Genomic DNA, 22,358 nt, shown 5'->3' on the forward strand with positions numbered 1-22,358 from the left:
GACTAGAACCGGTCGTCGCGGCCCGACTCCAGTTCGGCCTGGTAGGCGCGCATCACGTCTTCTTCGGTCGCAGCAGGTGCCGTTTCCAGAGCGGCGCGATCGGCTTCGCGCTCTTCTTCTTCGCCCGGACGAACTTCCTGGAGGCCAGCAATCAGACCTTCGCGAACCACATCGAGACTGACGGAGCGATCAGCAATCTCGCGCAGGGAGATCACAGGATCCTTGTCATTGTCGCGGTCAACCGTGATAGGTGAGCCTTCGCGGATCATGCGCGCGCGCTGCGCCGCCAGAAGGATCAGGTCAAAACGGTTCGGGACCTGCTCAATGCAGTCTTCGACTGTTACTCGTGCCATATGGGAAATCTCCTGATAGCCGGTCTTTATATGCGCTGCAGCAGGTCGTTACAACCCGTCCCTTGCGCAGAGTGCAGTGGCCAGCTAGCCTGTCGGCATTTAATTAAGATCCTGAATACTGGCAGATAAATGGCCTTTTATAAAGACGAACGGCTGATGCTGTTCATTGACGGAGCAAGCCTCTATTCCACAACGCGCGCTCTTGATGTCGAAATCGACTTCCGAAAACTGTTGATCGAGTTCCGCAATCGCGGGCGTCTCCTGCGGGCGAACTATTACACGACGATCCTTGAGGGCGACGAATACAGCCCTGTTCGCCCGCTCGTCGACTGGCTGAGCTACAATGGCTACAATGTCATCCACAAGCCTGCGCGCGAATTCACCGACCGTGAAGGCCGGCGCCGCGCACGCGGGAACATGAACGTTGAAATTGCAGTCGACATGATGGAGGCCGCCGGCACCGTCGAACACGTCGTTTTCTTTGCAGGCGATGCCGACTTCCGGCGCCTGGTTGAGACCGTGAAAGCCAAAGGCTGCCGGGTCACGCTTGTGTCCTCAGTAAAGTCCCAGCCCCAGACGGTCGGCGACGAGCTGCGCCGCGAGGCCGACGTCTTTATCGACCTGGAAGAACTGTCGGACCTGATCGCGCGTCCGCGCAGTGGCAATTCCGAGAAGACCAGCGCCTATGCGACGCATGACGATGACTGAGCATCAGACCATCTATCCGCCCGAGGCCCCGACCAATTGCGACCTTTGCCCCCGGCTGGTCGCCTATCGCTCAAAAAATCGTCTGGAGCATCCTGGCTGGTTCAATGCACCGGTCCCTTCCTTTGGCGACAAATCCGCAAAACTGCTGGTCATCGGACTGGCGCCTGGCGTGACCGGAGCGAACAAGACTGGCAGGCCGTTCACGGGCGACTGGGCTGGCGACCTGCTCTACGCGACGCTCGGCAAGTTCGGATATACTGAGGGCGAATATCAGGCGCGCGCTGATGATGGGCTTGAGCTGAAAGAGGCGATGATCACCAATGCGGTGCGCTGCGTGCCCCCCAAGAACAAGCCTGTCGGCACCGAAGTGAACACCTGCCGCAATTACCTCATGGCCCGTATCGACGCCCTGCCAGACGCACGCGTCCTACTCTGCCTGGGCAAGATTGCGCACGATTCAACGCTGCGCGCCTTTGACCTCAAGGTGAAGGACCATCCTTTTGGTCACGGTACCGAATATGCCCTGCCGGGCGACCGGATCCTTCTCTCAAGCTATCATTGCTCCCGTTATAATACGAATACGGGGCGCCTGACGGCGGCGATGTTCGAGGATGTCTTCAGCCGCGCCAATGAGCTCCTCGGCCGCTAAACTCATCTGACGCCGCGGCAGCAGATTGCGATCCTTCAACAGCTAATCATGCATGAGGGCTAGGAGAGCTGAGGTTCGCCCTCGTATGATCGGTCTGATTCGTTCTAGACGAGGTGGTCATGGCAGCTTCAAATCAGGCGCAACTGTTCGACGACATGACTCCAGATACATCCGGCTATTCGGCAAAGGACATCGAGGTTCTCGAAGGTCTGGAGCCCGTTCGCAAACGGCCCGGCATGTATATTGGTGGCACCGATGAACGGTCTTACCACCACCTCTTCGCCGAGGTGCTCGATAACGCCATGGATGAAGCCGTGGCCGGCCATGCCAGCCGTATCGAAGTTTCGCTCGCGGCCGATGGCTTTCTGACTGTTACAGATAATGGCCGCGGTATCCCGGTCGATCCCCACCCTAAGTTCCCTGACAAGTCCGCCCTCGAAGTGATCATGTGCACGCTCCATGCGGGCGGCAAGTTCTCCGACAAGGCGTATGCGACCGCGGGCGGTCTGCACGGCGTTGGTATCTCGGTGGTCAATGCGCTTTCCGAGCGCGTCGAAGTGGAAGTTGCCCGTGACCGCAAACTTTATGTCCAGGTCTTCGAACGCGGTCAGGTCGTTTCACCCGTTGAGCTGAAAGGCGCGGCGCCCAACAGACGCGGCACCAGCGTGCGCTTTCGCCCGGATACCCAAATCTTCGGCGACAAGCTTCAGTTCCGGCCCTCGCGCCTGTTCCAGATGGCGCGCTCGAAAGCCTATCTCTATCGCGGCGTTGAATTGCGCTGGAGCTGCGACCCGTCGCTGCTGCCAGAGGACTCCAAGATTCCCGCAGAAGCCACCCTCTCCTATCCCAATGGTCTCGCCGACCAGCTGGAAGAGGTCTTCAAGGGCAAGGCGACGATCACCAATGAAGCTTTTTCCGGTCTCGTCGAGAACGACGAAGGGAAAGTCGAATGGGCGATCGCCTGGACAGCGGCAGGGTTTGGCGAGGCCGATGGCTTTTCGCGGTCCTACTGCAACACCATCCCGACACCGGATGGCGGCACCCATGAAGCTGGCCTTCGTTCTGCGATCACCAAGGGTCTTCGCAATTATGGCGAGCTGACCGGCCAGAAAAAGGCGACCGCGATCACCGCCGATGATGTCATGTCCTATGCTGGCATCCTTCTGTCTGTGTTCATCCGCGGACCAGAATTCGTCGGCCAGACCAAGGACAAGCTCTCGACCGCGGCAGCGTTTCGCCTGGTCGAGAATGCGGTGCGCGACCGGTTCGATCACTGGCTGGCCGGTAGCCCGAAAGAGGCCGACAAGCTTCTCAACTGGGCCATGGAACGCGCCGATGAGCGGGCCAAGCGGCGCAAGGACAAGGAAGTTGCGCGCAAATCTGCGACCCGCCGCCTGCGCCTGCCGGGCAAGCTGGCCGATTGCTCGGCCAATACCGGCGACACAGAACTCTTCATCGTCGAAGGCGACTCTGCTGGCGGTACCGCAAAGACAGCTCGCAACCGGAAGACGCAGGCCATCCTGCCCCTGCGCGGCAAGATCCTGAACGTCGCCTCGGCGTCCATGGACAAGCTGGAGAAAAACCAGGAACTGTCGGACCTGATGCTGGCGCTTGGCACGGGGCTGAAGTCGCGATTCACCCTCGACGACCTTCGCTATGAGCGCGTGATCATCATGACCGATGCTGACGTCGACGGTGCGCATATCGCGTCGCTTCTCATCACCTTCTTCTATCAGATGACGCCGGGCCTTATCGAAGCTGGACGGCTCTATATGGCCATGCCGCCCCTTTACAGGCTGAGCCACAAGGGCAAGTCTGTCTATGCGATGGATGATGAGCAGAAAGCGCAGCTGATCGCCTCGGAATTCAAGAACAGCGAGAAAGTCGAGATCGGCCGGTTCAAGGGTCTCGGTGAGATGAACGCACCGCAGCTGAAAGAAACGACGATGGATCCGGCGTCCCGCACGCTGGCCCGTATCACGCTGCCGGATTCGCTCGATGAGCTGACGGAGCTGAAGCCTGCTGAACTCATCGACACACTCATGGGCCGCAAGGCCGAGCATCGTTTCAAGTTCATCCAGGACAATGCCAAGTTCGCGTCCGATCTGGACGTCTGACCTTACCCGCGCCCGTCTGGCGCAAATCTTGCTCGCCCGACAACAGATTCTTCACGCCGTTACAGTATATTACGGCCTGAAGCGCAGACGGGAACGGGTTTCATACCATGAGTGTAGACTGGCAGGTATTGGATCAGCACGCTGGCGCAGATCTTCTGCGCGCAGATCACAGCCTGGATCATTCGCCGCTCTTCTGTGACGCGTCACTGGCCGCCCTCCTTGACGCCTATCCACGCGAGCGGCTTGGCGTCTGGACGTTTGGTGATCATGGCGAAGGCGAAGACAGACCGGTTCGGGGCACAGCCGACGGCCTGTCTGGGGAAGATATCCTGGCGGCGGTTCGAAATGGCCGCATCTGGCTGAACCTTCGCGCCACAAACGATCTCGTCGCTGACTATTCCGGCCTGGCGAATTCCATTTACGACAGCTTGCAGGCCCGCATTGGTCAACGCGCGATCAAACGCGATATGAGCGTTCTGATCTCCTCGCCGGGCATTCACGTTCACTATCACCTCGACATACCGCTTGTGGCTCTGCTGCAGATACGAGGCACCAAGACCTTGCACGTCTATCCGGCGGCCGATCCCTTTGCGCCGACAGAACGTCTTGAAGCCATTGCGCTCAGCGAAGGTGACGAAAGCCTGGTCTTTCAGGAGACGTTTGAGGCCAGCGCAACAACGTTCGAGCTCTCCCCGGGCATGGGCCTTTCATGGCCGCAGAATGCACCACACAGGGTCCAGAATGGCGACATGATGAATGTCTCTCTTTCCTGCGAGTTCATGACCTGGCCTGCCCTTCTTCGCGCCAATGCGCTCTATGCGAACGGCCGTCTTCGACGATCATTTGGCGCGCGGCCCGGCCGACCAGGCGGAGTGGTCCCTGCAACGTTAGGCAAGGCGGCGCTCGCCCGTGTCTTCAAGAAACTGCACCGCAGCGAAGACACATCGCCAACCCCGGCGAGCTTCGTTCTCGACCTTTCAAGACCCACCTGCACACGGCCTTTATCCGCCTGATACTGACCGGCGCACGATAGCTGCAAGTCAGAGCAGATTTTTTCAAATCCCTGTAGGGTCACCCATTGCAAGACCGATCAAACGGTCCACAATGACCTCAACTGAAATCTGGCTGAGGGGCTGACATGAAGTTTGCCATGCGTCTGGCAGCAACGCTGTCCGTCGCCGCACTGCTTTCCGCTTGCGGCAATAGTGATACCGATACTGACGAGGAAAAGGCTGCGGCCGGCGAAGAACAGGAAGCTGCGTTCAATCGCAATCCTTATCCGTCGACATACGCCCCTTACCCATCGCGGCCTGTCCTTCTGCAGAATGCCACCGTCTATGACGGTGTTGGCAATATTCACCAGAATTACGACGTCCTGCTTCAGGACGGCGACATCGCCAGCATCGGTGAAGATATTGAGGCTGGCGACGATGTCGAAATTATCGATGCAACTGGCAAGTTTGTAACTCCCGGCATTATCGACAACCACTCCCACCTTGGGGTCTATGCCTCACCGGGTGTCACCGCCCACAGCGACGGTAACGAGATTTCCGGTCCGGTCACGGCGGAGGTCTGGGCTGAGCACGGCATCTGGCCACAGGACCCCGGCTTTACGCGCGCCCTGGCAGGCGGTGTCACCTCGATGCAGATCCTTCCAGGGTCTGCGAACCTCTTTGGCGGGCGCGGGGTCACCATCAAAAACGTGCTTTCGCGCACGGTGCAGGGCATGAAGTTTCCGGATGCGCCTTACACGCTAAAAATGGCGTGCGGTGAGAACCCAAAACGCGTCTACGGCTATGGCGGCGGCCGCTTTCCCGGCGGCGCGCCTTATTCACGTATGGGCAATGTCGCGGGCTATCGCGGCTCATGGATCGAAGCGCAGGCCTATCAAAAGAAGTGGCAGGCCTGGGAAGAAGATGGCGGCGAGATGCCGACCCGCAATCTGGAGCTCGATACGCTGAGCGGCGTGCTCGACGGCGACATCCTCGTCCACATGCACTGCTACCGCGCCGACGAAATGGCGCAGGTGATCGATATGTCGAAGGAATTTGGCTATAAGGTCACCTCCTTCCACCACGCGGTCGAGAGCTACAAGATTGCCGACCGTCTGGCCGAGGAGAATATCTGCTCGTCCATGTGGGCCGACTGGTGGGGCTTCAAGATGGAAGCCTATGACGGCATTCGTGAGAATATTCCGCTGGTGCATCAGGCAGGTGCCTGCGCCATCGTTCATTCCGACAGCGATATCGGCATCCAGCGGCTCAATCAGGAGGCCGCGAAGGCACTTGCCGATGGCCGCCGCGCGGGGATCGAGATCTCCGACGCCGATGCCTGGACCTGGCTGTCGGCCAATCCAGCCCGCTCGCTCGGCATTTTCGACGAGACGGGCTCGCTTGAGGTTGGCAAGGATGCCGACGTGGTTGTGTGGAATGGCGACCCATTCAGCACCTTTACGAATGCCGAAAAGGTCTATGTCGATGGCGCGCTCATGTTTGACCTCGACCGTCCCGACTTTACGCCCGTTACTGATTTCGAACTCGGCCAGCCCGGTGAAGGAGACGTGAAATGATCCGCAAGATTGCAGCCATCGCCGCCTCCACGTCGGTTCTCGCCCTTTCTGCGGCCGCGCAGAACCTCGTCATCCAGAATGCCAACCTCTTTGACGGCGAAACGGTTCGTGAAAATGCCACGCTCGTCATCCGCGATGGGCTGGTTGTCGCCTGGGCCGATGAGGATAATGTGCCGTCCGGCCTCGATACGGTCGATGCCGATGGCGCCTGGGTGACCCCTGGCATCTTCAGCTCGTTTACCCGAACGGGTATCGTCGAAGTCGGTGCAGAGGACTCCACAAACGACACGGCGGCGGCGCAGTCTGGGTTCAGCGCATCTCTCGACATGAGCGATGCGTTCAATCCGGCATCCACCGTCATCGATGTCACGCGCATTGAAGGGGTGACCCACATGGCCGTGGCGCCCAGCCTCGGTTCCTCCCTTTTCGGCGGGCAAGGCTTCATCGCGACCACGACAGGTGAGCCAGGCTCCATCGTCAAGGAACGCGCATTCACCTTCGTAAATCTTGGTGAAGGCGGCGCGGGTCTGGCAGGCGGGTCTCGCCCGGCGGCATGGGCGACCTTCCGCGCAGCGCTCGGCGATGCACGCGCGTTCCCGGCGCGCTATATCGCAAGCCAGGAAGGCGATGTCTTGAGCCGTCTTGATGCTCAAGCCCTCGCCCGGGCCGCACGGGGCGAGCAGCTGCTGTTGATCTCGGCCAGCCGTGAGAGCGATCTTCGCCAGATCATTGCGCTGAAGCAGGATAATCCGAACCTTGAGATCGTGATCGTCGGTGCGCAGGAAGGCTGGATGGCCGCCGACGCGCTCGCAGATGCGGACATTCCCGTCATCATCGACCCTTATGACAACCTGCCGAGCAGTTTTGCCCAGCTTGGGGCGACACAGCAGAACGCCGCTCGGCTCATCGATGCTGGTGTCACGACGGCTTTTGCGTACTTCGATGACAACAGCCATCAAACCCGTCTCGTTCTGCAAAGCGCAGGCAATGCCGTTGGCAGCGGTGTCGATCACACGGATGCGCTGCGGGCTGTCACATCAGTGCCAGCCGATATCTTCGGGATTGAGGGCGCCGGACGCCTGACAACCGGCAGCGCCGGTGACATCGTTATCTGGGACGGCGACCCCCTGGACGTCAGAAGCGCACCTGTACGCGTCTACATCGATGGCGAAGAACAATCGATGGAAAGCCGTCAGACCAAGCTCCGCGATCGCTATATCAATCTTGATGAAAGCGAGCGGCCCCTGGCCTATCGGCGCTGATCAGCGCTTGGCGACATTCTCGATTTTTTCGAGCGGCTCTATTGTCTGCACATAACCAGCTTCGGCCGGGATGTGCAGGCATGGTTTGCCGTTTTCATCCTTCCCCACGACAGGTAGCACGGTGACAACCCCGCCATCCTGAAAGCGGTTCATCGCTGTTGGCACGCTCTGTTCTTCGGCGAGCTTGGCGAGGTTCATCTTGGTCGGAAAGATAATGGTCGCTTTGCCTGCCGCTTCCATGTCGAGCGCCAGCTGTGGCGACAGCCAGACTGCATCGGTCGTCTCGCGCCCATCATGCGTTGCAAGCTGCTGCGGCGGGGTCGGCGCAAGGTAAAAATGCGTGTCGAACCGCTTTGGCATCATGTCCGGCGTGATCCAGTGGGCGAAATGAACCAGCGTATCGAGCGCCAGGATCAGATCATTTTCCTTGATCAGCTCAACAAAGCTCTTCTCGCGCCGATCAACCGCTTCCCTGAATGGCGCGATCTTATCGGCCACATCAACGCCGACCAGAGGGGCGTCTTTTCCTCGGGCACTGGCCGGACGGGCAAGGATTATTCCTGATTCTTCAAAGGCTTCGCGAAGCGCGGCGACGCGGGCCGTCCGGGCTTTGCCATCATAGCTCCCGTCGCTGAGCGCGTCCCATTCATCAGAAGCATCTTCTTCATTCGTCTTGCCGCCTGGAAAGACGAGCGCGCCAGCGGCAAAATCGATCTGATAGTGGCGCTTTACCATCAGGACCTGGAGATCGGGCGCATCGCGCACGAGAAGGACAGTTGCAGAAAGTCTCGGCGCGGCCTCAGTCATAACAAGTCCTCCCTCAAATCCAGCAAATTTGCTGAAAATCCACTCATCTCGATCCGCGTGATCTCAACCAGCGTCTGTCATTGTTTCTTTCAGACACAATCACAGACAGGGATGCTGCATGCAACAGGTTCGGACACGCTCAACGGCTCAACCATCGATCGTTCCAGGTTCAGACGAGCTGAGGCTGTCGCCGGTTGTTCACCTGACCAGCGGTGACATTGTGAACCTCGTGGCCGAAACGCAGTTCTCGTTCGACGACCGGGTCTCATTCAGCGGCAACAGCCTTTTCGTCAACAGGATCAGCCCGGCCCTCTGGCTTGCGCATCATGTCGAAGCTGTTGCACGACTGGCTAACGAGAATCCGCAGGCCACCGCCCGCCCGATCATCATCGAAGCGCCAATCGCCGCCCTGATGCACCCTGACACGCCAATCGCCTGCGAAGCGGCCGCCGCGCGCAGCAAGCTCTGCCCACAGGAAATCTGTATCGAGGTCGAGGACGCAACTCTGTTCCAGTCCAAATCCGACATTCTGAAAAGCATTGAAGCGCTCCGCCGCCGGGGCTTCCGCGTTGGCGTGAATGCGACCCGCTCATGGTGCACGCCGCTCGACACCCACCTTCGCCTGCTTCTGGATTCCGTCCGCATCGATGCGCTGAAAGTCTGGAACGAGGCCGATCTTCTCAACCGTATCGAAGCGGCCAGCGCCTGCGGCATGGCTGTGATCGCAGAGAACGCCCGCTACCGCGACGGTGAAAAACTGGCGAGCGTCGGGATCGAGCTTGCGCGTGCCCCGCGTGTCGACGGCTAGCTGACCCGGCGGGCCGCTGCCTCGGACGGGGCGGCATCCATTGCCTTGGCCTGGTCCGAATAGAAATCGAGCTTCTCGAGCAGATAGTCGAGGTCCCCCTTCGGGATGGCCTGGAACTGCGTCAGCACGCGTTCGATCATGCGCATGCGGAATCGCGCCTTGTCGTTCGGGCCGCCGTCGACCTCTGTCTCGTGAAAGACATTCACCGCAGCCTTGAAGGCTGGCAGCAGCTTGCGGGGCAGACCCGCCCTGTCGAAAATGGCCGCCAGTCCGCGTGGGCCAGCGTCATGGATCATCAGCCACGCCTTGCCATGCGTCACGCCAGCAAGCTCTGCCATGGCATGCTCGACAAACTTCATCTGCCCAAGGCAAAGCGCGCGCATGATCAGCGAGTTTGTAAGCCGGCCATTAAGGTCCAGCTGATGTACGAAATAGCCCATATCCTGACTGCGGTCGGCCTGCTCCACCAAGTCCACAGTCGCGCGTTCACGCGCCCCGGAGGCTAGGTCGATAGCAAGCTGAGCTGGAAGTTCATGCCGGTTGACCAGCATGTCGAAGGCCTGACCTGAGACCAGCGAGACCAGCTTTTCAGCAATGTGTACCGGAATATGCTCCCGCGCGATAAGGGCCGTCTTCACCCCCTCATCATCGCCAAACCGGCCAATGGAGCGATCGAACGCCTTGTTGCTCCAGCTTGCGCCGCGATTGCGGGCGAGCGCCGAGACTGCGTCTGCTATGCCCTCGCCGGCAATCGTCTCACAGAGCTCTGAATCAACGCGTTCGCGTGAGGCGATGGCAATCTGTTTGGCCCCCTGCACCGCGCGCACGAGCTCAATGAGATCCTGGTCAGTGAGGGACGGCGAATACTGAAGGACCGGCAGCGCCACACTCTCGACGTCGCGGGCAAGCTTAAGCGCAACATTGCGCGGCAGCCTCGGCGAATTGCGAAGCGCAACCGCAAGCGTCTTGCGGACAAGTTCAGCCGCATCTTCAGCCAGGATCGCGATGATCTCCTCAGCGTGTGTGCGCTCAATATCGGTGAGAGGGTCGGTCGCAATCCGGCGGCAGAGCTTGTGCGCAATGCCAGCCCGCTCGTCCGGTGTCTCGCCCTTCATGAGCCGCTCAATGTCCTGTTCGGACAATTGCGGCCGCATGCTTGCAATACCCATTGATAGCGCCTTCCCTTACCCAAGGAATCAATCTGCTGACAATCCTATCATGCCGGTTAATGTCCGGTTTACCAATGGGTCCGGCAGCAGACCTGAGAAAATCTGGGAGAAGACATGCTCGAAGGAATTCGCGTTATCGAATACGCCACCTATATGGCAGCCCCTGGCGCAGGCAGTATCCTCAGCGACTGGGGCGCTGATGTAATCAAGGTCGAGCCCCCAGGCGGCGACCCGATCCGCAACTTCTTCCGAACGATTGGTACCGACATTCAGGACAATCCGGTCTTCGATTTCGACAATCGCGGCAAGAAATCCATCGCGCTGGACACGACAACCGAAGAGGGTCGCAAGATCCTGCGCGAGCTGGCAGAGACTGCAGACGTTTTCCTGACCAATGTGCGCCCCGGCGGCCTGTCTCGCTCCGGTCTGGATTATGAGGGCCTGAAGGCCGTCAATCCAAAGCTCGTCTATTGCAGCCTGACCGGCTATGGCCTCGACGGTCCTGATGCGGACAAGCCGGGCTTTGATGTCGCCAGCTTCTGGGCGCGCTCAGGCGTTGCCCGCTCTACCATTCCAAAGGGCGGGGAACCCTTCCCCTGCCGCACCGCTTTCGGCGATCATACGACCAGTATCGCGGCGGCTGCTGGCATCTGCGCGGCGCTCGTCGAAGCGGGCAAGACCGGCAAGGGCAGGCTCGTTGAAGCGTCTCTCCTGCGCACGGCGCTCTTCACGCTCGGCTCTGATTTTGCGATCCAGCTCTTCTTCGGACGGCTTGGCTCCACCAAACAGCGCCATGAGCAGATCGTTCCGATCATGAACTTCTTCCGCACCAGCGACGAACACTGGCTCTGCATTGTGGCGCGTCAGGGTAATTCCGACTGGGCCCCGATCTGCCGTGTCATCGGCCGCGAAGACCTGATTGAGGATGAGCGCTTTTCAACGGCCAAGGCCAGACGGAAGAACAATGCCGAATGCGTCGGCATTCTGGATGAAGGCTTTGGCGCGCTGACGCGCGATGAGGCAGCCAAACGCCTTGATGAGCACTCTATTGCCTGGGCGCCGGTGCAGACGCTGGCGGAAGCGGCAAAAGACCCGCAGGTGCATGCAGCGGGCGGCATTGTCGACCTGCCATCGTCTGCCGGAGACGGCTCGACCTTTCAGTCTCCCGCCTCACCGGTCCGCTTTCCGGGCGCCGATGATGGGCCTAAGGGGCCGTCGCCAAAGTTCGGGCAGCACAGCCGCGAAATCCTCTCTTCGATCGGACGGACCGAAGCAGAGATCACTCAGTTGCTGGAAGCCGGGGCGGTCTCCGACGGGGCTAGCCCGGCAAAATAGCGGCGGACCTCGTCGCCCCGTTCGGCCTCCAGTGCGATGCAGAGCTGAATGCTCTCTCGCGCCTCGGCCAGCGCGCGCTCATAGCCGGGGGCGAGGTCGCCATATTCCTCGAAGAGGGCATCAAGCTCACTGATCGCGGCTGGCGTGCAGAGCTCCGCCGCCATGCGGGGTGTTGACCGCGGCCTTTGACCTGGGATGCGGGTGACGAATTCAGGATAGTTCGACTGCAACCATCGCCATGCACCCACCTGCGTCTCGGTCTGGCGCATCTGTCCATACATAACCGAGTAGGTTTCTCGCGTTCCAAGCTTTCCAGACATGGAGAGATCCAGGATGACCGGTAGAAGCGCCGGATCATTGTTCTGGCCAATCGCATAGGCGACCGATTGTTCAAAGGTCGGGTCGTCAATCTCCGAAAGCGAGACGATCATCGCCTCAAGGAAGGGTTCTCCGCCTTCCTGCAGGCCGATTGCGAGCGCTGTGGAAAAGTCATCACTCGTCAGAGGGCGCACCTCGCCGCGAACGGGAAGCCCGACATAGGCATTCGCCGCGCGGGCGAATTCGGACCTTAGCTCTTCATCATTGCCGCTTCGAGCTAGAAAGGCCTCCAGACGGGAGGCGATAATCTGGTCGCGCTCCAGTTCGGAGTCCCCAATCGCTGCAAGACGGGGGCGGAAAACGCGAGTAATTTCTGCCGCGATGCCGGTGCGGGCTGCCTCGTCGCCTGATGCCGCCCTGTAGAGATCAGAATAGGTGCGAACCGCCTCTTCGACGACCTGGCGTTCGGCATGCAGGGCACCCGCATTCGTAATCGCCATCAGTGTCGGCAAGGAAAGACCTCCAGCCTGGAAACTTGCCCGCGCACTATCGATGGCAACCATGGCTTCACCGGGCTCAAGCGACGCGAAATTAACCGCCAGCAGTGCCCACTGGGCCTCTGGCAAGGTAAAGCGCCAATAGCCGGCCCCCGCCGCATTTGGCATGATCCAGTCTGGGCAGGTCTCAAACCCATCAAACGAAAGCGTGGTCTGCTGATCGCTCATCATTGTGCAGACACGCTCGCGCGTCTCACCACTTGCCGCGATCATGCAGAAAGGCACGGTCCAGCGCCGGCTTTCCTCAATTGGGCTGCCGAGCGGCTGATAGCGGCTCTGCGACAGGGACACCTCTGGGGTCTGGTCTTCGCGGCATTGCAGACGCGTATCAATGACCGGCAGACCGGACTGTTCGACAAAGCTGCGAAACGCCGTGGTCAGGTCTGGCTCATTGGTTTCCTGTGCTATGATCTCGAAGAAATCCGGGCTGTCGGCCACGCCATCCTCGAACCGCTCAATATAGCGGCCGAGTGCAGGCCGGAATGTCTCAGCGCCGAAATAGGAATCGACCATCGCGATAACCGCAAGGCCCTTGTCATATGTGATGGAGTCGTAGGCGTTGCGGATATCTTCATTCAACGTGATCGGTTCACGAACCGCGCGGGCACTCGCCAAGCTATCGAGGCTCATCGCATCGACGCTGTCGGCCACCGAATCCAGCTCGTATCCACCATCAGGCTCCAGATCGGACAATACGATACCGGTGGCCCAGCTCGAAAACGCCTCTTTCAGCCAGAGATCATCCCACCAGGGCGGCGTGACGAGATCGCCGAACCACATATGAGCGATCTCGTGGCTGTGGATGTTGAGAAGCGCGCGGCGCGCGGCCGGGCCGCTGGACGGACCATAGAGTATCCGGCTTTCACGATAGGTAATCGCCGCCGCAAGCTCCGTGGCCCCGCTCAGCCATTGCGGCGCGGCAATGATATCGAGCTTCTCATATGGGTATGGTACGCCGAGTTCCCTTTCAAAGAAGGCGATCATCGGCTCTGTCATCATCAGCGCGTAGGAGATTTCATTCCCCTTGCCGGCCCGCGTATACCCGGTCAGCGGAATTGAGACGTCACGAACGGCATTGGGTGCAAGCGGCGGTCCATCAACCTCGTCGAATGGACCGACAGCGAACGAAAGAAGATAGGTCGGCAAAGGCCGCGTCTGCTTGAACGTGATCCGTTTAAGCCCCTCATCTTCCAGTATTTCTTCGCGCTCAACCGGTGTGTTCGCAATGGCGAGGTCATCCACACGAACGGTCAGTGTCGTGTCGAACGGCGCCTTGAATTTCGGCTCATCAAATCCGGGCATGAACCGGCGGGCCTGAATGCTCTCTGATTTGGCCAGCGCGTAGGATTCGCCCTGCTCCTCGACTTTGAAAAGGCCCGCAAGATTGGCGTCGAAAGGCGCGGTGTAGTCGATAGCGACCCGGACGCTGCCCGGGTTTACTCGGCGCGGAAAATTGATCCACGCAACACCCGAATTCAGGACATCCCGCCATGTCGCCTTTTCGTCGCTCAGCAGGCCACCCGATACGCGAAGGCTTCGTATTTCCAAGCCCTGACCATGCAGCCAGAAGCCGTCAGCAGGCTGGTCAAATTCCACGTCGATCGTGACCGTCCCGCCAAAGCGCGCTTTCGAAGGGTCGATGGTCAGGTCGATATCATAGCCGGTGGGGCGAACACCGCCGGGAAGCGGCCCCCGGGGAGCACGTTCATAGAGGTCGGCGAGTTCAGGTTGCTTCTGGCGGGGCGTCGGGCCGCAAGCGGCAACGCCAAGAACGAGTGCGAAGCAAAGAAAAGAGAGACGCTTCATGAAGAAACCCTAATGACCTTCTCTAAGCCATAAGAGCGCCGGACCGCTTGCGTCACCCGGAAAAGACCCTCAGCACTGCGATTACCCACGCCTATTTTGCCTGCCCACGCATGGCGCCCAGCCTGAATCGGTCCTATAAGGCGCGCATGAAAATCGCGACCTGGAACGTCAATTCAATCAAGGCCCGCATGGCCACCGTGATCGAGGTCCTGAAGGCTATCGACGCAGATGTCGTGTGCCTGCAGGAAATCAAATGCGAGACCGATAATTTCCCGTATCTGGAGATCGAGGAGCTTGGCTATAATTGTGCGGTTCATGGCCAGAAGAGCTATAATGGCGTCGCCCTCCTGTCCCGGTATCCGCTTGAGGATGTCATCACCGGCCTGCCGGGCAATGAAAATGACGACCAGGCCCGGTATATAGAAGCCCTCATTCTCGCGGACCGGCCCGTTCGCGTGGGCGGTTTGTACCTGCCCAATGGCAACCCTGCGCCGGGCGACAAATACGACTACAAGCTGAACTGGATGAAGCATCTCAAGGCGCATGCCGAGGCCCAGTTAAAGCTTGAAGAGTCCTTCGTGCTGGCAGGCGACTATAACGTCATTCCGCGCGATGAAGACTGCTGGGATATCGCGGTTTGGCGCGACGATGCGCTGGCACTCCAAAACACACGAGACGCCTTTAGAGAGCTCAAATGGCTGGGCCTGACTGAAGCGTATGAAGCTGCCGACGGACGCGCGCATCAATATAGTTTCTGGGACTATCAGGGGGGCGCCTGGCAGAAAGACCATGGCATCCGGATCGACCATCTTCTGCTCTCACCGCAGGCGGCTGACCGGCTGCAGGGCGTCGAGATCTACAAGAAAGCCCGGGAGCTGGAAAAACCGTCAGATCATGTGCCCGTGATCGCAGAGCTCGCAGACTGACAGTCAGGGTCAGTCGCTCGCGCAATGCCTATTATAGACGCTCACTCTCTCATTCACGTTCGCAACAGCCTCCTGAAGCTCCGCTTCAATCGACCTCAGCTTTGACTTGGACGCATCATAGGCGACCTTCGCCTGGTCAGCGCGCATTGCATGGTCTGCGCTGAAATTGCGAACTGTCTGGGCGTCCTCCCAGGCATCACCCGCCGCTTCGAGCTCTGGAACAACCGCGTTGCGTTCGGCTTTGAGTTCCAGTGCTGCCTGCCGCGCCGTCTCAATCGAGGCGGCCTGCTTTGAGCAGCTTTCATACGCAAAGGCGTTCGGCGCGGCTGCTGCCGTGGAAACAACAGCCAAAGCGGCGACCATGGGCAGTAAGTATTTCAACTTGATCATCCTCTCAGACTAGCCGGACAAGGCTGAATTCTCGCTGAACGGATTGACCATTTCATGGCCGCAATCTGCAGATTCGACGACAGATCAGAGATCTGCGTAGACGTGCCGCTCGCCCTCGAAGCCTTCATGCGTGACGGCGCCTTTATGCGCAGGGCCTACGAGCTTGGAGAACTTCGCAAGCGCGCCTGAGCCATAGCGGGTAATACGAGGCGCCCAGTCCTTGCGGCGCGTTTCAAGCTCGGCGTCGCTGACCTCCAGGTCGATCGTACCGGCTTCGGCGTCGATCGAGATCATGTCGCCATCCTTGATAAGCCCGATCGGGCCGCCTTCCTGGGCTTCCGGGCCGACATGGCCGATACAGAACCCGCGCGTGGCCCCGGAGAACCGACCATCCGTGATGAGCGCCACCTTGTCGCCCATGCCCTGTCCGTAAATCGCGGCCGTGGTCGACAACATCTCGCGCATGCCAGGGCCGCCTTTTGCCCCTTCATAACGGATAATCAGAACGTCGCCCTCGTTGTAATCCCTTGTTTCTACAGCTTTGAAGCAGGCTTCTTCGCCATCGAACACACGCGCTGGACCGCGGAACTTCAGGGAATGAAGCCCGGCCACCTTAACGATGGCACCATCAGGAGCGAGCGAGCCCCAGAGCCCCACCACGCCGCCTGACTTGGTGATGGGCTTGCCGGCCGGGTAGATGACTTTCTGTTCGGGGTTCCAGGTGACCTCTTCAAGGTTTTCGGCCCAGGTCTTGCCGGTTACGGTCATGCAGTCGCCATGGATAAGCCCTTCTTCGTGAAGGGTTTTCATGAGCATCGGCACGCCGCCTGCTTCGCCGAAATCCTTGGCGACATATTCGCCGCCGGGCTTGAGGGACGCGATATAGGGGGTCTTCTCGAAGATGCGGGCGACGTCTTTCAATTCAAAATCGACACCACACTCATTTGCCATGGCTGGCAGGTGCAGCGCGGCATTCGTCGAGCCGCCCGTCGCGGCGACAACAATGGCTGCATTTTCAAAGGCTTCGCGGGTACAGATGTCGCGCGGACGCAGATTGCTCTCGATCAGGCGCATCACGGCTTCACCGGAGGCAACGGCATACTCATCGCGGTTCGCATAAGGCGCCGGCAGAGCCGAGGACAGTGGGAGCGCGAGACCGATCGCTTCGGAGACGCAAGCCATTGTATTTGCAGTAAATTGACCGCCGCAGGCCCCGTCGCCCGGACAAGCGATTTTCTCCAGCGCGTGGAGCTTCTCCTCGGTCATGTCATTATTGCCGGCTGCATGGGCGCCAACAGCTTCGAAAACGTCGAGAACGGTGACGTCTTTTCCTTCAAAACGGCCCGGCAGGATGGAGCCGCCATAGAGGAAGACCGACGGTACGTTGAGGCGCAGCATCGCCATCATCATGCCCGGCAGCGACTTGTCACACCCTGCAACGCCGACGAGCGCATCATAGCCGTGGCCGCGCATGGTGAGCTCGACGGAATCTGCAATGACTTCGCGCGAAACGAGCGATGAGCGCATGCCTTCATGGCCCATGGCGATGCCGTCTGTAACCGTGATGGTACAGAATTCACGCGGGGTGCCATCACCGGCCTTTACGCCTTCGGACACCGCATGGGCCTGACGCATCAGGGCGGTGTTACAGGGGGCGGCCTCATTCCAACAGGACGCGACGCCGACGAAGGGCTTCTTGATGTCCTTGGTCGACAGGCCCATCGCGTAATAATAGCTGCGATGCGGGGCGCGGGCCGGGCCTTCGGTGACGTGGCGCGACGGCAGGCGTGACTTGTCCCAGGTCTTGCTCATTTCGCGGGCTCCTAAAGCTTGATCTTGGATGATCTGATAGAAGCCCGTCCCGGTTGAGGCTAGGGGTCGGCAGCGAATTTCCGCCGGAAAGTGTGCGAAAAATTCTGCCCTTTTGTCCTTAAATCACGGTGCAGTGACGGTGTACTAGCGGTGTTTTTGCCGGTGCCGCGCAAACTCCGCGCAAATTTATTCCAATTTCAGCCGCATAAGGAATTCGAGATCGAGGTGTTTTCCGACCGGGAAGTCAAACTCTCCCACTTTCTCAAAGCCATGTCGCTCATAAAGCCTGCGCGCATCTTCGTTTCCGGAAAATACACTCAGATAGAGTTCTGGCGCTTGAGAGATCCTCGCCCACTCCACGGCTTCACCGATGAAATGGGAGCCGAGCCCCCTGCCCTGAAGCGGGGTGTCGACATAGACCCGCATCAGCTCCACTGCGCCGTCTTCGGCGTCGTCGGCCGGCAGCTCCAGCGGCGAGCAGACGAGATAGGCACCGAGCGCGCCGTCTGGCAGCGCGGCCACCCGGACCAGGTAGTCCGGGCTGTCGATCATATGAGCGTAGAACGTCTGTGCGTGAGCCTCTTCAAGATAGGCGTCGAGATCGGCCTTGGCATAAAGATGACCGAACTTCTCAAGAAAGGTCCGCTGGCCGAGTTCTTCGAGCGCAGCCGCGTCGCCGGGAACAGCAGCGCGGATAGTAACACCTGTGAGATCAGCTGACATATCAACGGCCTCTTTGTTACGGGCTGTGCTCAAAAGATGCGGCGTCTGCCTGATGGACGGCTCATCCCGGCAGCGTGATTACTTGCCAGCCTCAAAGATGGCCGTTTCCAGCGTGCCGTCCGCGTCCATCATGCCGCGATACATGCCCTTGGAGTTGAAGACATAGGCGAACTCGCCCTCGCCGCCCATGACGATGACGCCGCCGTCGCCGCCGAGGTCTGCGACCTGGGCCAGCGCGTTCTCAGCGGCCGTTTGGATGCCTTCACCGGCGAGTTCGACGCGTGAACAGATCGTCTTGGCGACGCCAACGCGGATGAAGTACTCGCCGTGGCCGGTGGCGGAGACTGCGCAGACACCGTTCTGGGCATAGGTAGCCGCGCCGATGAGCGGTGCGTCGCCAATGCGGCCGTGCATCTTGGCGGTCATGCCGCCCGTTGTGGTCGCGGCGGCCAGATTACCGTTCTGGTCGATGGCAACGGCGCCAACAGTGCCGTGTCGGTCAGCATCCGTGCGCTCACGCGTTTCCAGAACGCGGTCGAGCGCCTCTACGCGCCGATCGGTTGTGAAGTAGTCATTCTCGACAAGCTCCAGACCGACAGATCCGGCAAAACTATCGGCGCCCTCGCCTGCAAACATCACGTGTTCGGACTGGTCCATGACGGCGCGGGCGGCGAGGATGGGGTTCTTGACGCGTGTGACGCCAGCGACGGAGCCCGCATCGCGCTGGTTGCCTTCCATGATGGAGGCATCAAGCTCATGCATGCGGTCGGCGGTCATGACGGCGCCGTAGCCTGCATTAAAGAGCAGGTCGTCTTCCATTGTGAGAACGGCGGCCTGCACGGCATCGAGCGATGACCCGCCATTTGAGAGAATGCCAGCACCTGCCTGAAGCGCGGCTTCGAGCGCGGCTGTGTAGGCCGCTTCCTGCTCATCGGAGAGGTTCTCGCGCAGGATGACACCTGCCCCGCCATGAATGACGATCCGCCAGTCCGGCCGCTGCGCTGTGGCCATGTCGGTCTCCGTCTCGTCGGTTGCTTGCGGCGCTTCGCTCATGTCAGCTGATGCATCAGCGCTGGTGTCGCTCGCGGCGCCAAGCTCGGATTGCTCTGGCGCATCCGGTGTACAGGCAGCGAGTGCGGCACTGAGGATTAATCCGGCAATGAGGTGCTTCATGAGTCTCTCGTTCCTGTCAGCCTAGCGCGGCCAATTGTTCACGCGCCGAGCGCAGCTTTGCAAGGGTGGCGGTCCATTCTGTCACGCGCTCGCGGTTTTCCTCGACGATTTCCGGCGGCGCCTTGGCGACGAAGTTCTCATTGGACAGTTTCTTTTCGGTACCGACGATGTCCTTGTCGAGTTTCGCCATTTCCTTGTCGAGGCGGCTAACCTCATCAGAGAGGGTGATGAACTCCTGCACCTCAAGCGCGATTGTCTCGTCGCCGGACGCGATGGTCACGGCGCCAGCGGGTTTTTCGGTAGCAATGTCGAAAACGGAGAGGCGTGCGAGCTGTTTGATTGGCGTCTCGTTCTGCCTGGCCCAGGCCTGGACCTGATCAGACGCGCCGATCAGCGACGCGGGCACCTGCGCGCCAGCCGGCACGTTGAGGACCGACCGGGTGGACCGGATTTCGGACACGGTATCGAGGACCCATTGAAGCTCTGCTTCGGCGTCATCGTCGGCCCAGGCATCAGCGAAGGCCGGCCAGTCCTGAACCATCAGGAAGCCAGTACGTATGCGGGTATCCTGCTCGGTCTGCTCCCAAAGCGCTTCGGTGACGAATGGCGCGAAGGGATGGAGTAGCTTCAGCGTCTGGTCGAGGACCCAGCCACACGTCTTTCGGGTCTCGTCCTTCGCGGTCTCGTCGTCTCCGTTCATCACCGGTTTGATCAGCTCAATGTACCAGTCGCAGAAGACGTTCCAGATGAACTGGTAGAGCGCGTCGGAGGCTTCGTTGAACTTGTAAGCTTCCAGCGCCTTGGTGACTTCAGACGCGGCCTTGCCAAGCTCTGCCGCGATCCAGCGATTGAGCGGGAGTTTGAGGTCGCCGGGTTTGAGATCGTGGCCGAACTCGCACTGGTTCATCTCAGCGAAGCGCGCGGCATTCCAGAGCTTGGTCGTGAAGTTGCGATAGCCTTCGACGGCCTGCGGCGAGAGGCGGATGTTGCGTCCCTGGGCTGCCTGACGGGCGAAAGTAAAGCGCAACGCGTCGGCGCCGAACTGGTCGACGAGTTCGAGCGGGTCCATGGCATTGCCCTTGGACTTGCTCATCTTCTGGCCCTTCTCATCGAGAACGAGCGCGTGGATGTAGACGTCGTGGAAGGGGATTTCGTCCATGAAATGAATGCCCATCATCATCATCCGGGCGACCCAGAAGAAGATGATGTCATGCGCGGTGACGAGCACGCTGGTGGGGTAATAGGCCTTCAGCGCCTCGGTGTTTTCCGGCCAGCCCTGCGTCGAGAACGGCCAGAGGGCGGATGAGAACCAGGTGTCGAGGACGTCTTCGTCCTGCGATATGCCGATGCGTGAGGGTTTCTCGCCAGCTTCCCAACCTTGGTGAGTGAAACCGGCGTCCAAGACATCGATTTTGACGTTTGGGCCATACCACTCTTGAGCTGCCTTAACTGCTTCTTGCTCAGTTTCCGCGACGAAGCACTTCGATGGAGTGTCGAGCGCGTTTCCATCGCTATCAATACCTGGACCGAACCACGCCGGAATCCGATGTCCCCACCAGAGCTGGCGGGAGATGCACCATGGCTGGATGTTGTCCATCCAGTTGTAATAGGTCTTGGTCCAGTTCCCGGGCACGAATTTCGTCTTGCCGGAACGCACCGCGTCGATGGCCGGCTTGGCCAGCTCCTCAGCGTTCACATACCACTGGTCTGTCAGCCAAGGTTCGATGACGACGCCGGAGCGATCGCCGAAGGGCTGTTCGACCTTTTTCTTTTCGACCTCGACCAGAAGGCCCAGTTCTTCGAACTCCGCCTCGATTTTCTTGCGAGCGTCGAACCGGTCCTTGCCGCGATAGTCACGCGGAATACCGGCAGCATCCGCCTCCGCGCCGTCAACGATGGCGGCAGTCGCCGTCAGGATATTGAGACGTGGCAGGCCAGCGCGCTCGCCAACCTGAAAGTCGTTGAAGTCATGCGCGGGGGTAATCTTTACCGCGCCTGAGCCTTTTTCAGGGTCGGCATGTTCATCGGCGACAATCGGGATGCGGCGATTCACGATCGGCAGGTCGACGAACTTGCCGACGAGCGAGGCATAGCGCTCATCATCCGGGTGCACGGCAACGCCGGTATCGCCGAGCATGGTCTCAGGCCGGGTCGTGGCGACCACGATATAGTTGCGCGTTTCGGTGCCGGCCGGATTGCCGTCTTCATCGGTCACGGGGTGCTCATAGGTGACGCCGTCAGCGAGCGGATAGCGAAGGTGCCAGAAAGCGCCCTGGACTTCTTTCTGCTCGACTTCTAGGTCAGAAATGGCGGTCTGGAAGTGCGGGTCCCAGTTCACCAGACGCTTGTCGCGGTAGATCAGGCCCTGATCGTAGAGGTCGACGAAGACCTTGCGGACCGCTTCCTGCATCTGGTCGTCGGGATTGGCGCGGTCACCCATGGTGAAGCGCTCATTGTCCCAGTCGCAGGATGCGCCGAGGCGTTTTAGCTGCTGGATGATCTGGCCGCCGGACTTTTCTTTCCATTCCCAGACGCGGTCGATGAAGGCTTCGCGGCCGAGGCTGGCGCGGCTCTCATTGCCATCTGCGGCAAGCTGGCGCTCAACCACCATCTGGGTCGCGATACCGGCATGGTCCGTCCCCGGCTGCCAGCGGACATTCTTGCCGCGCATCCGCTCAAACCGGACGAGGATGTCCTGAAGCGTATTATTGAGCGCGTGGCCCATATGAAGGACGCCGGTGACGTTGGGCGGCGGGATGACGACCGAATAGGCCTGCGCACTCGTATCGCCGGAGGGGCGGAAGCAGCCCGCCTCTTCCCAGCGCTCATAGATGCGCCCTTCGGCGCTCTTGGGATCGAAGCGTTGGTCAAGCATG

At 60.0% G+C, this 22,358-nt stretch carries 18 protein-coding genes; 9 read left to right on the forward strand and 9 right to left on the reverse strand.

The features are described 5' to 3' along the window. Nucleotides 1–2 precede the first annotated feature (2 nt). Nucleotides 3–353: a DNA-directed RNA polymerase subunit omega gene (rpoZ, locus tag F550_RS0104590; protein ID WP_018147353.1), complete on the reverse strand. Its 351-nt coding sequence runs from the start codon at nucleotides 351–353 to the stop codon at nucleotides 3–5. A 129-nt stretch (nucleotides 354–482) separates the two neighbouring features. Here rpoZ and F550_RS0104595 point away from each other — a divergent pair, with 129 nt between their 5' ends. From F550_RS0104595 to F550_RS0104620, 6 genes are all read left to right on the forward strand, one after another. Further along, nucleotides 483–1,061: a LabA-like NYN domain-containing protein gene (locus tag F550_RS0104595; protein ID WP_018147354.1), complete on the forward strand. Its 579-nt coding sequence runs from the start codon at nucleotides 483–485 to the stop codon at nucleotides 1,059–1,061. Then, complete coding sequence (locus F550_RS0104600; RefSeq protein WP_018147355.1) at nucleotides 1,048–1,710, forward strand: uracil-DNA glycosylase; 663 nt, start codon at nucleotides 1,048–1,050, stop codon at nucleotides 1,708–1,710. Before F550_RS0104595 ends, F550_RS0104600 begins: the two co-directional genes overlap by 14 nt. Nucleotides 1,711–1,829: 119 nt before the next feature. After that, nucleotides 1,830–3,827 carry a DNA topoisomerase IV subunit B gene (parE, locus tag F550_RS0104605; RefSeq protein WP_018147356.1) on the forward strand — a complete coding sequence of 666 codons (1,998 nt, stop codon included), beginning with the start codon at nucleotides 1,830–1,832 and terminating at the stop codon, nucleotides 3,825–3,827. A 107-nt stretch (nucleotides 3,828–3,934) separates the two neighbouring features. Continuing rightward, a complete protein-coding gene (locus F550_RS0104610; protein WP_026180566.1) occupies nucleotides 3,935–4,840 on the forward strand; it encodes a hypothetical protein in 906 nt (301 codons plus the stop codon). A gap of 125 nt (nucleotides 4,841–4,965) precedes the next feature. Continuing rightward, the gene (locus F550_RS0104615; RefSeq protein WP_018147358.1) at nucleotides 4,966–6,396 is read left to right on the forward strand and encodes an amidohydrolase; all 1,431 of its coding nucleotides are present in this window, start codon (nucleotides 4,966–4,968) and stop codon (nucleotides 6,394–6,396) included. After that, the gene (locus F550_RS0104620; RefSeq protein WP_018147359.1) at nucleotides 6,393–7,658 is read left to right on the forward strand and encodes an amidohydrolase family protein; all 1,266 of its coding nucleotides are present in this window, start codon (nucleotides 6,393–6,395) and stop codon (nucleotides 7,656–7,658) included. Before F550_RS0104615 ends, F550_RS0104620 begins: the two co-directional genes overlap by 4 nt. Here the strand turns inward: F550_RS0104620 and F550_RS0104625 are convergent, their stop codons facing one another. Next, complete coding sequence (locus F550_RS0104625) at nucleotides 7,659–8,465, reverse strand: NUDIX hydrolase (RefSeq protein ID WP_018147360.1); 807 nt, start codon at nucleotides 8,463–8,465, stop codon at nucleotides 7,659–7,661. It lies immediately after the preceding gene. Between the two features lie 118 nt (nucleotides 8,466–8,583). On the opposite strand from F550_RS0104625, the gene F550_RS0104630 reads away from it, so the two are divergent. After that, nucleotides 8,584–9,273 carry an EAL domain-containing protein gene (locus F550_RS0104630; RefSeq protein WP_018147361.1) on the forward strand — a complete coding sequence of 230 codons (690 nt, stop codon included), beginning with the start codon at nucleotides 8,584–8,586 and terminating at the stop codon, nucleotides 9,271–9,273. Here F550_RS0104630 and F550_RS0104635 read toward each other — a convergent pair. After that, nucleotides 9,270–10,442: a DUF2336 domain-containing protein gene (locus F550_RS0104635; protein ID WP_018147362.1), complete on the reverse strand. Its 1,173-nt coding sequence runs from the start codon at nucleotides 10,440–10,442 to the stop codon at nucleotides 9,270–9,272. The genes F550_RS0104630 and F550_RS0104635 overlap by 4 nt on opposite strands. A gap of 114 nt (nucleotides 10,443–10,556) precedes the next feature. On the opposite strand from F550_RS0104635, the gene F550_RS0104640 reads away from it, so the two are divergent. After that, nucleotides 10,557–11,777: a CaiB/BaiF CoA transferase family protein gene (locus F550_RS0104640; protein WP_018147363.1), complete on the forward strand. Its 1,221-nt coding sequence runs from the start codon at nucleotides 10,557–10,559 to the stop codon at nucleotides 11,775–11,777. Here F550_RS0104640 and F550_RS16865 read toward each other — a convergent pair. Beyond that, a complete protein-coding gene (locus F550_RS16865; RefSeq protein WP_018147364.1) occupies nucleotides 11,726–14,458 on the reverse strand; it encodes a M1 family metallopeptidase in 2,733 nt (910 codons plus the stop codon). The genes F550_RS0104640 and F550_RS16865 overlap by 52 nt on opposite strands. 146 nt (nucleotides 14,459–14,604) lie before the next feature. Here F550_RS16865 and xth point away from each other — a divergent pair, with 146 nt between their 5' ends. Continuing rightward, a complete protein-coding gene (xth, locus tag F550_RS0104650; protein ID WP_026180568.1) occupies nucleotides 14,605–15,384 on the forward strand; it encodes an exodeoxyribonuclease III in 780 nt (259 codons plus the stop codon). Between the two features lie 9 nt (nucleotides 15,385–15,393). On the opposite strand, the gene F550_RS0104655 is transcribed toward xth, so the two are convergent. From F550_RS0104655 to F550_RS0104675, 5 genes are all read right to left on the reverse strand, one after another. Further along, a complete protein-coding gene (locus tag F550_RS0104655) occupies nucleotides 15,394–15,765 on the reverse strand; it encodes a hypothetical protein (RefSeq protein ID WP_156807820.1) in 372 nt (123 codons plus the stop codon). A 93-nt stretch (nucleotides 15,766–15,858) separates the two neighbouring features. Further along, nucleotides 15,859–17,586, reverse strand: coding sequence for a dihydroxy-acid dehydratase (gene ilvD, locus F550_RS0104660; RefSeq protein WP_018147367.1), 1,728 nt, complete (start codon nucleotides 17,584–17,586; stop codon nucleotides 15,859–15,861). A gap of 186 nt (nucleotides 17,587–17,772) precedes the next feature. Beyond that, entirely contained in the window at nucleotides 17,773–18,309 is a 537-nt protein-coding gene (locus F550_RS0104665; protein ID WP_026180569.1) for a GNAT family N-acetyltransferase, read from the reverse strand. 78 nt (nucleotides 18,310–18,387) lie between these two features. Beyond that, complete coding sequence (locus F550_RS0104670; protein ID WP_018147369.1) at nucleotides 18,388–19,482, reverse strand: isoaspartyl peptidase/L-asparaginase family protein; 1,095 nt, start codon at nucleotides 19,480–19,482, stop codon at nucleotides 18,388–18,390. 16 nt (nucleotides 19,483–19,498) lie between these two features. Continuing rightward, entirely contained in the window at nucleotides 19,499–22,357 is a 2,859-nt protein-coding gene (locus F550_RS0104675; protein ID WP_018147370.1) for a valine--tRNA ligase, read from the reverse strand. Nucleotide 22,358 lies beyond the last annotated feature (1 nt).

Origin of the sequence: Henriciella marina DSM 19595, assembly GCF_000376805.1 — a bacterium.
In the GTDB taxonomy this organism is placed as follows: Bacteria; Pseudomonadota; Alphaproteobacteria; order Caulobacterales; family Hyphomonadaceae; genus Henriciella; species Henriciella marina.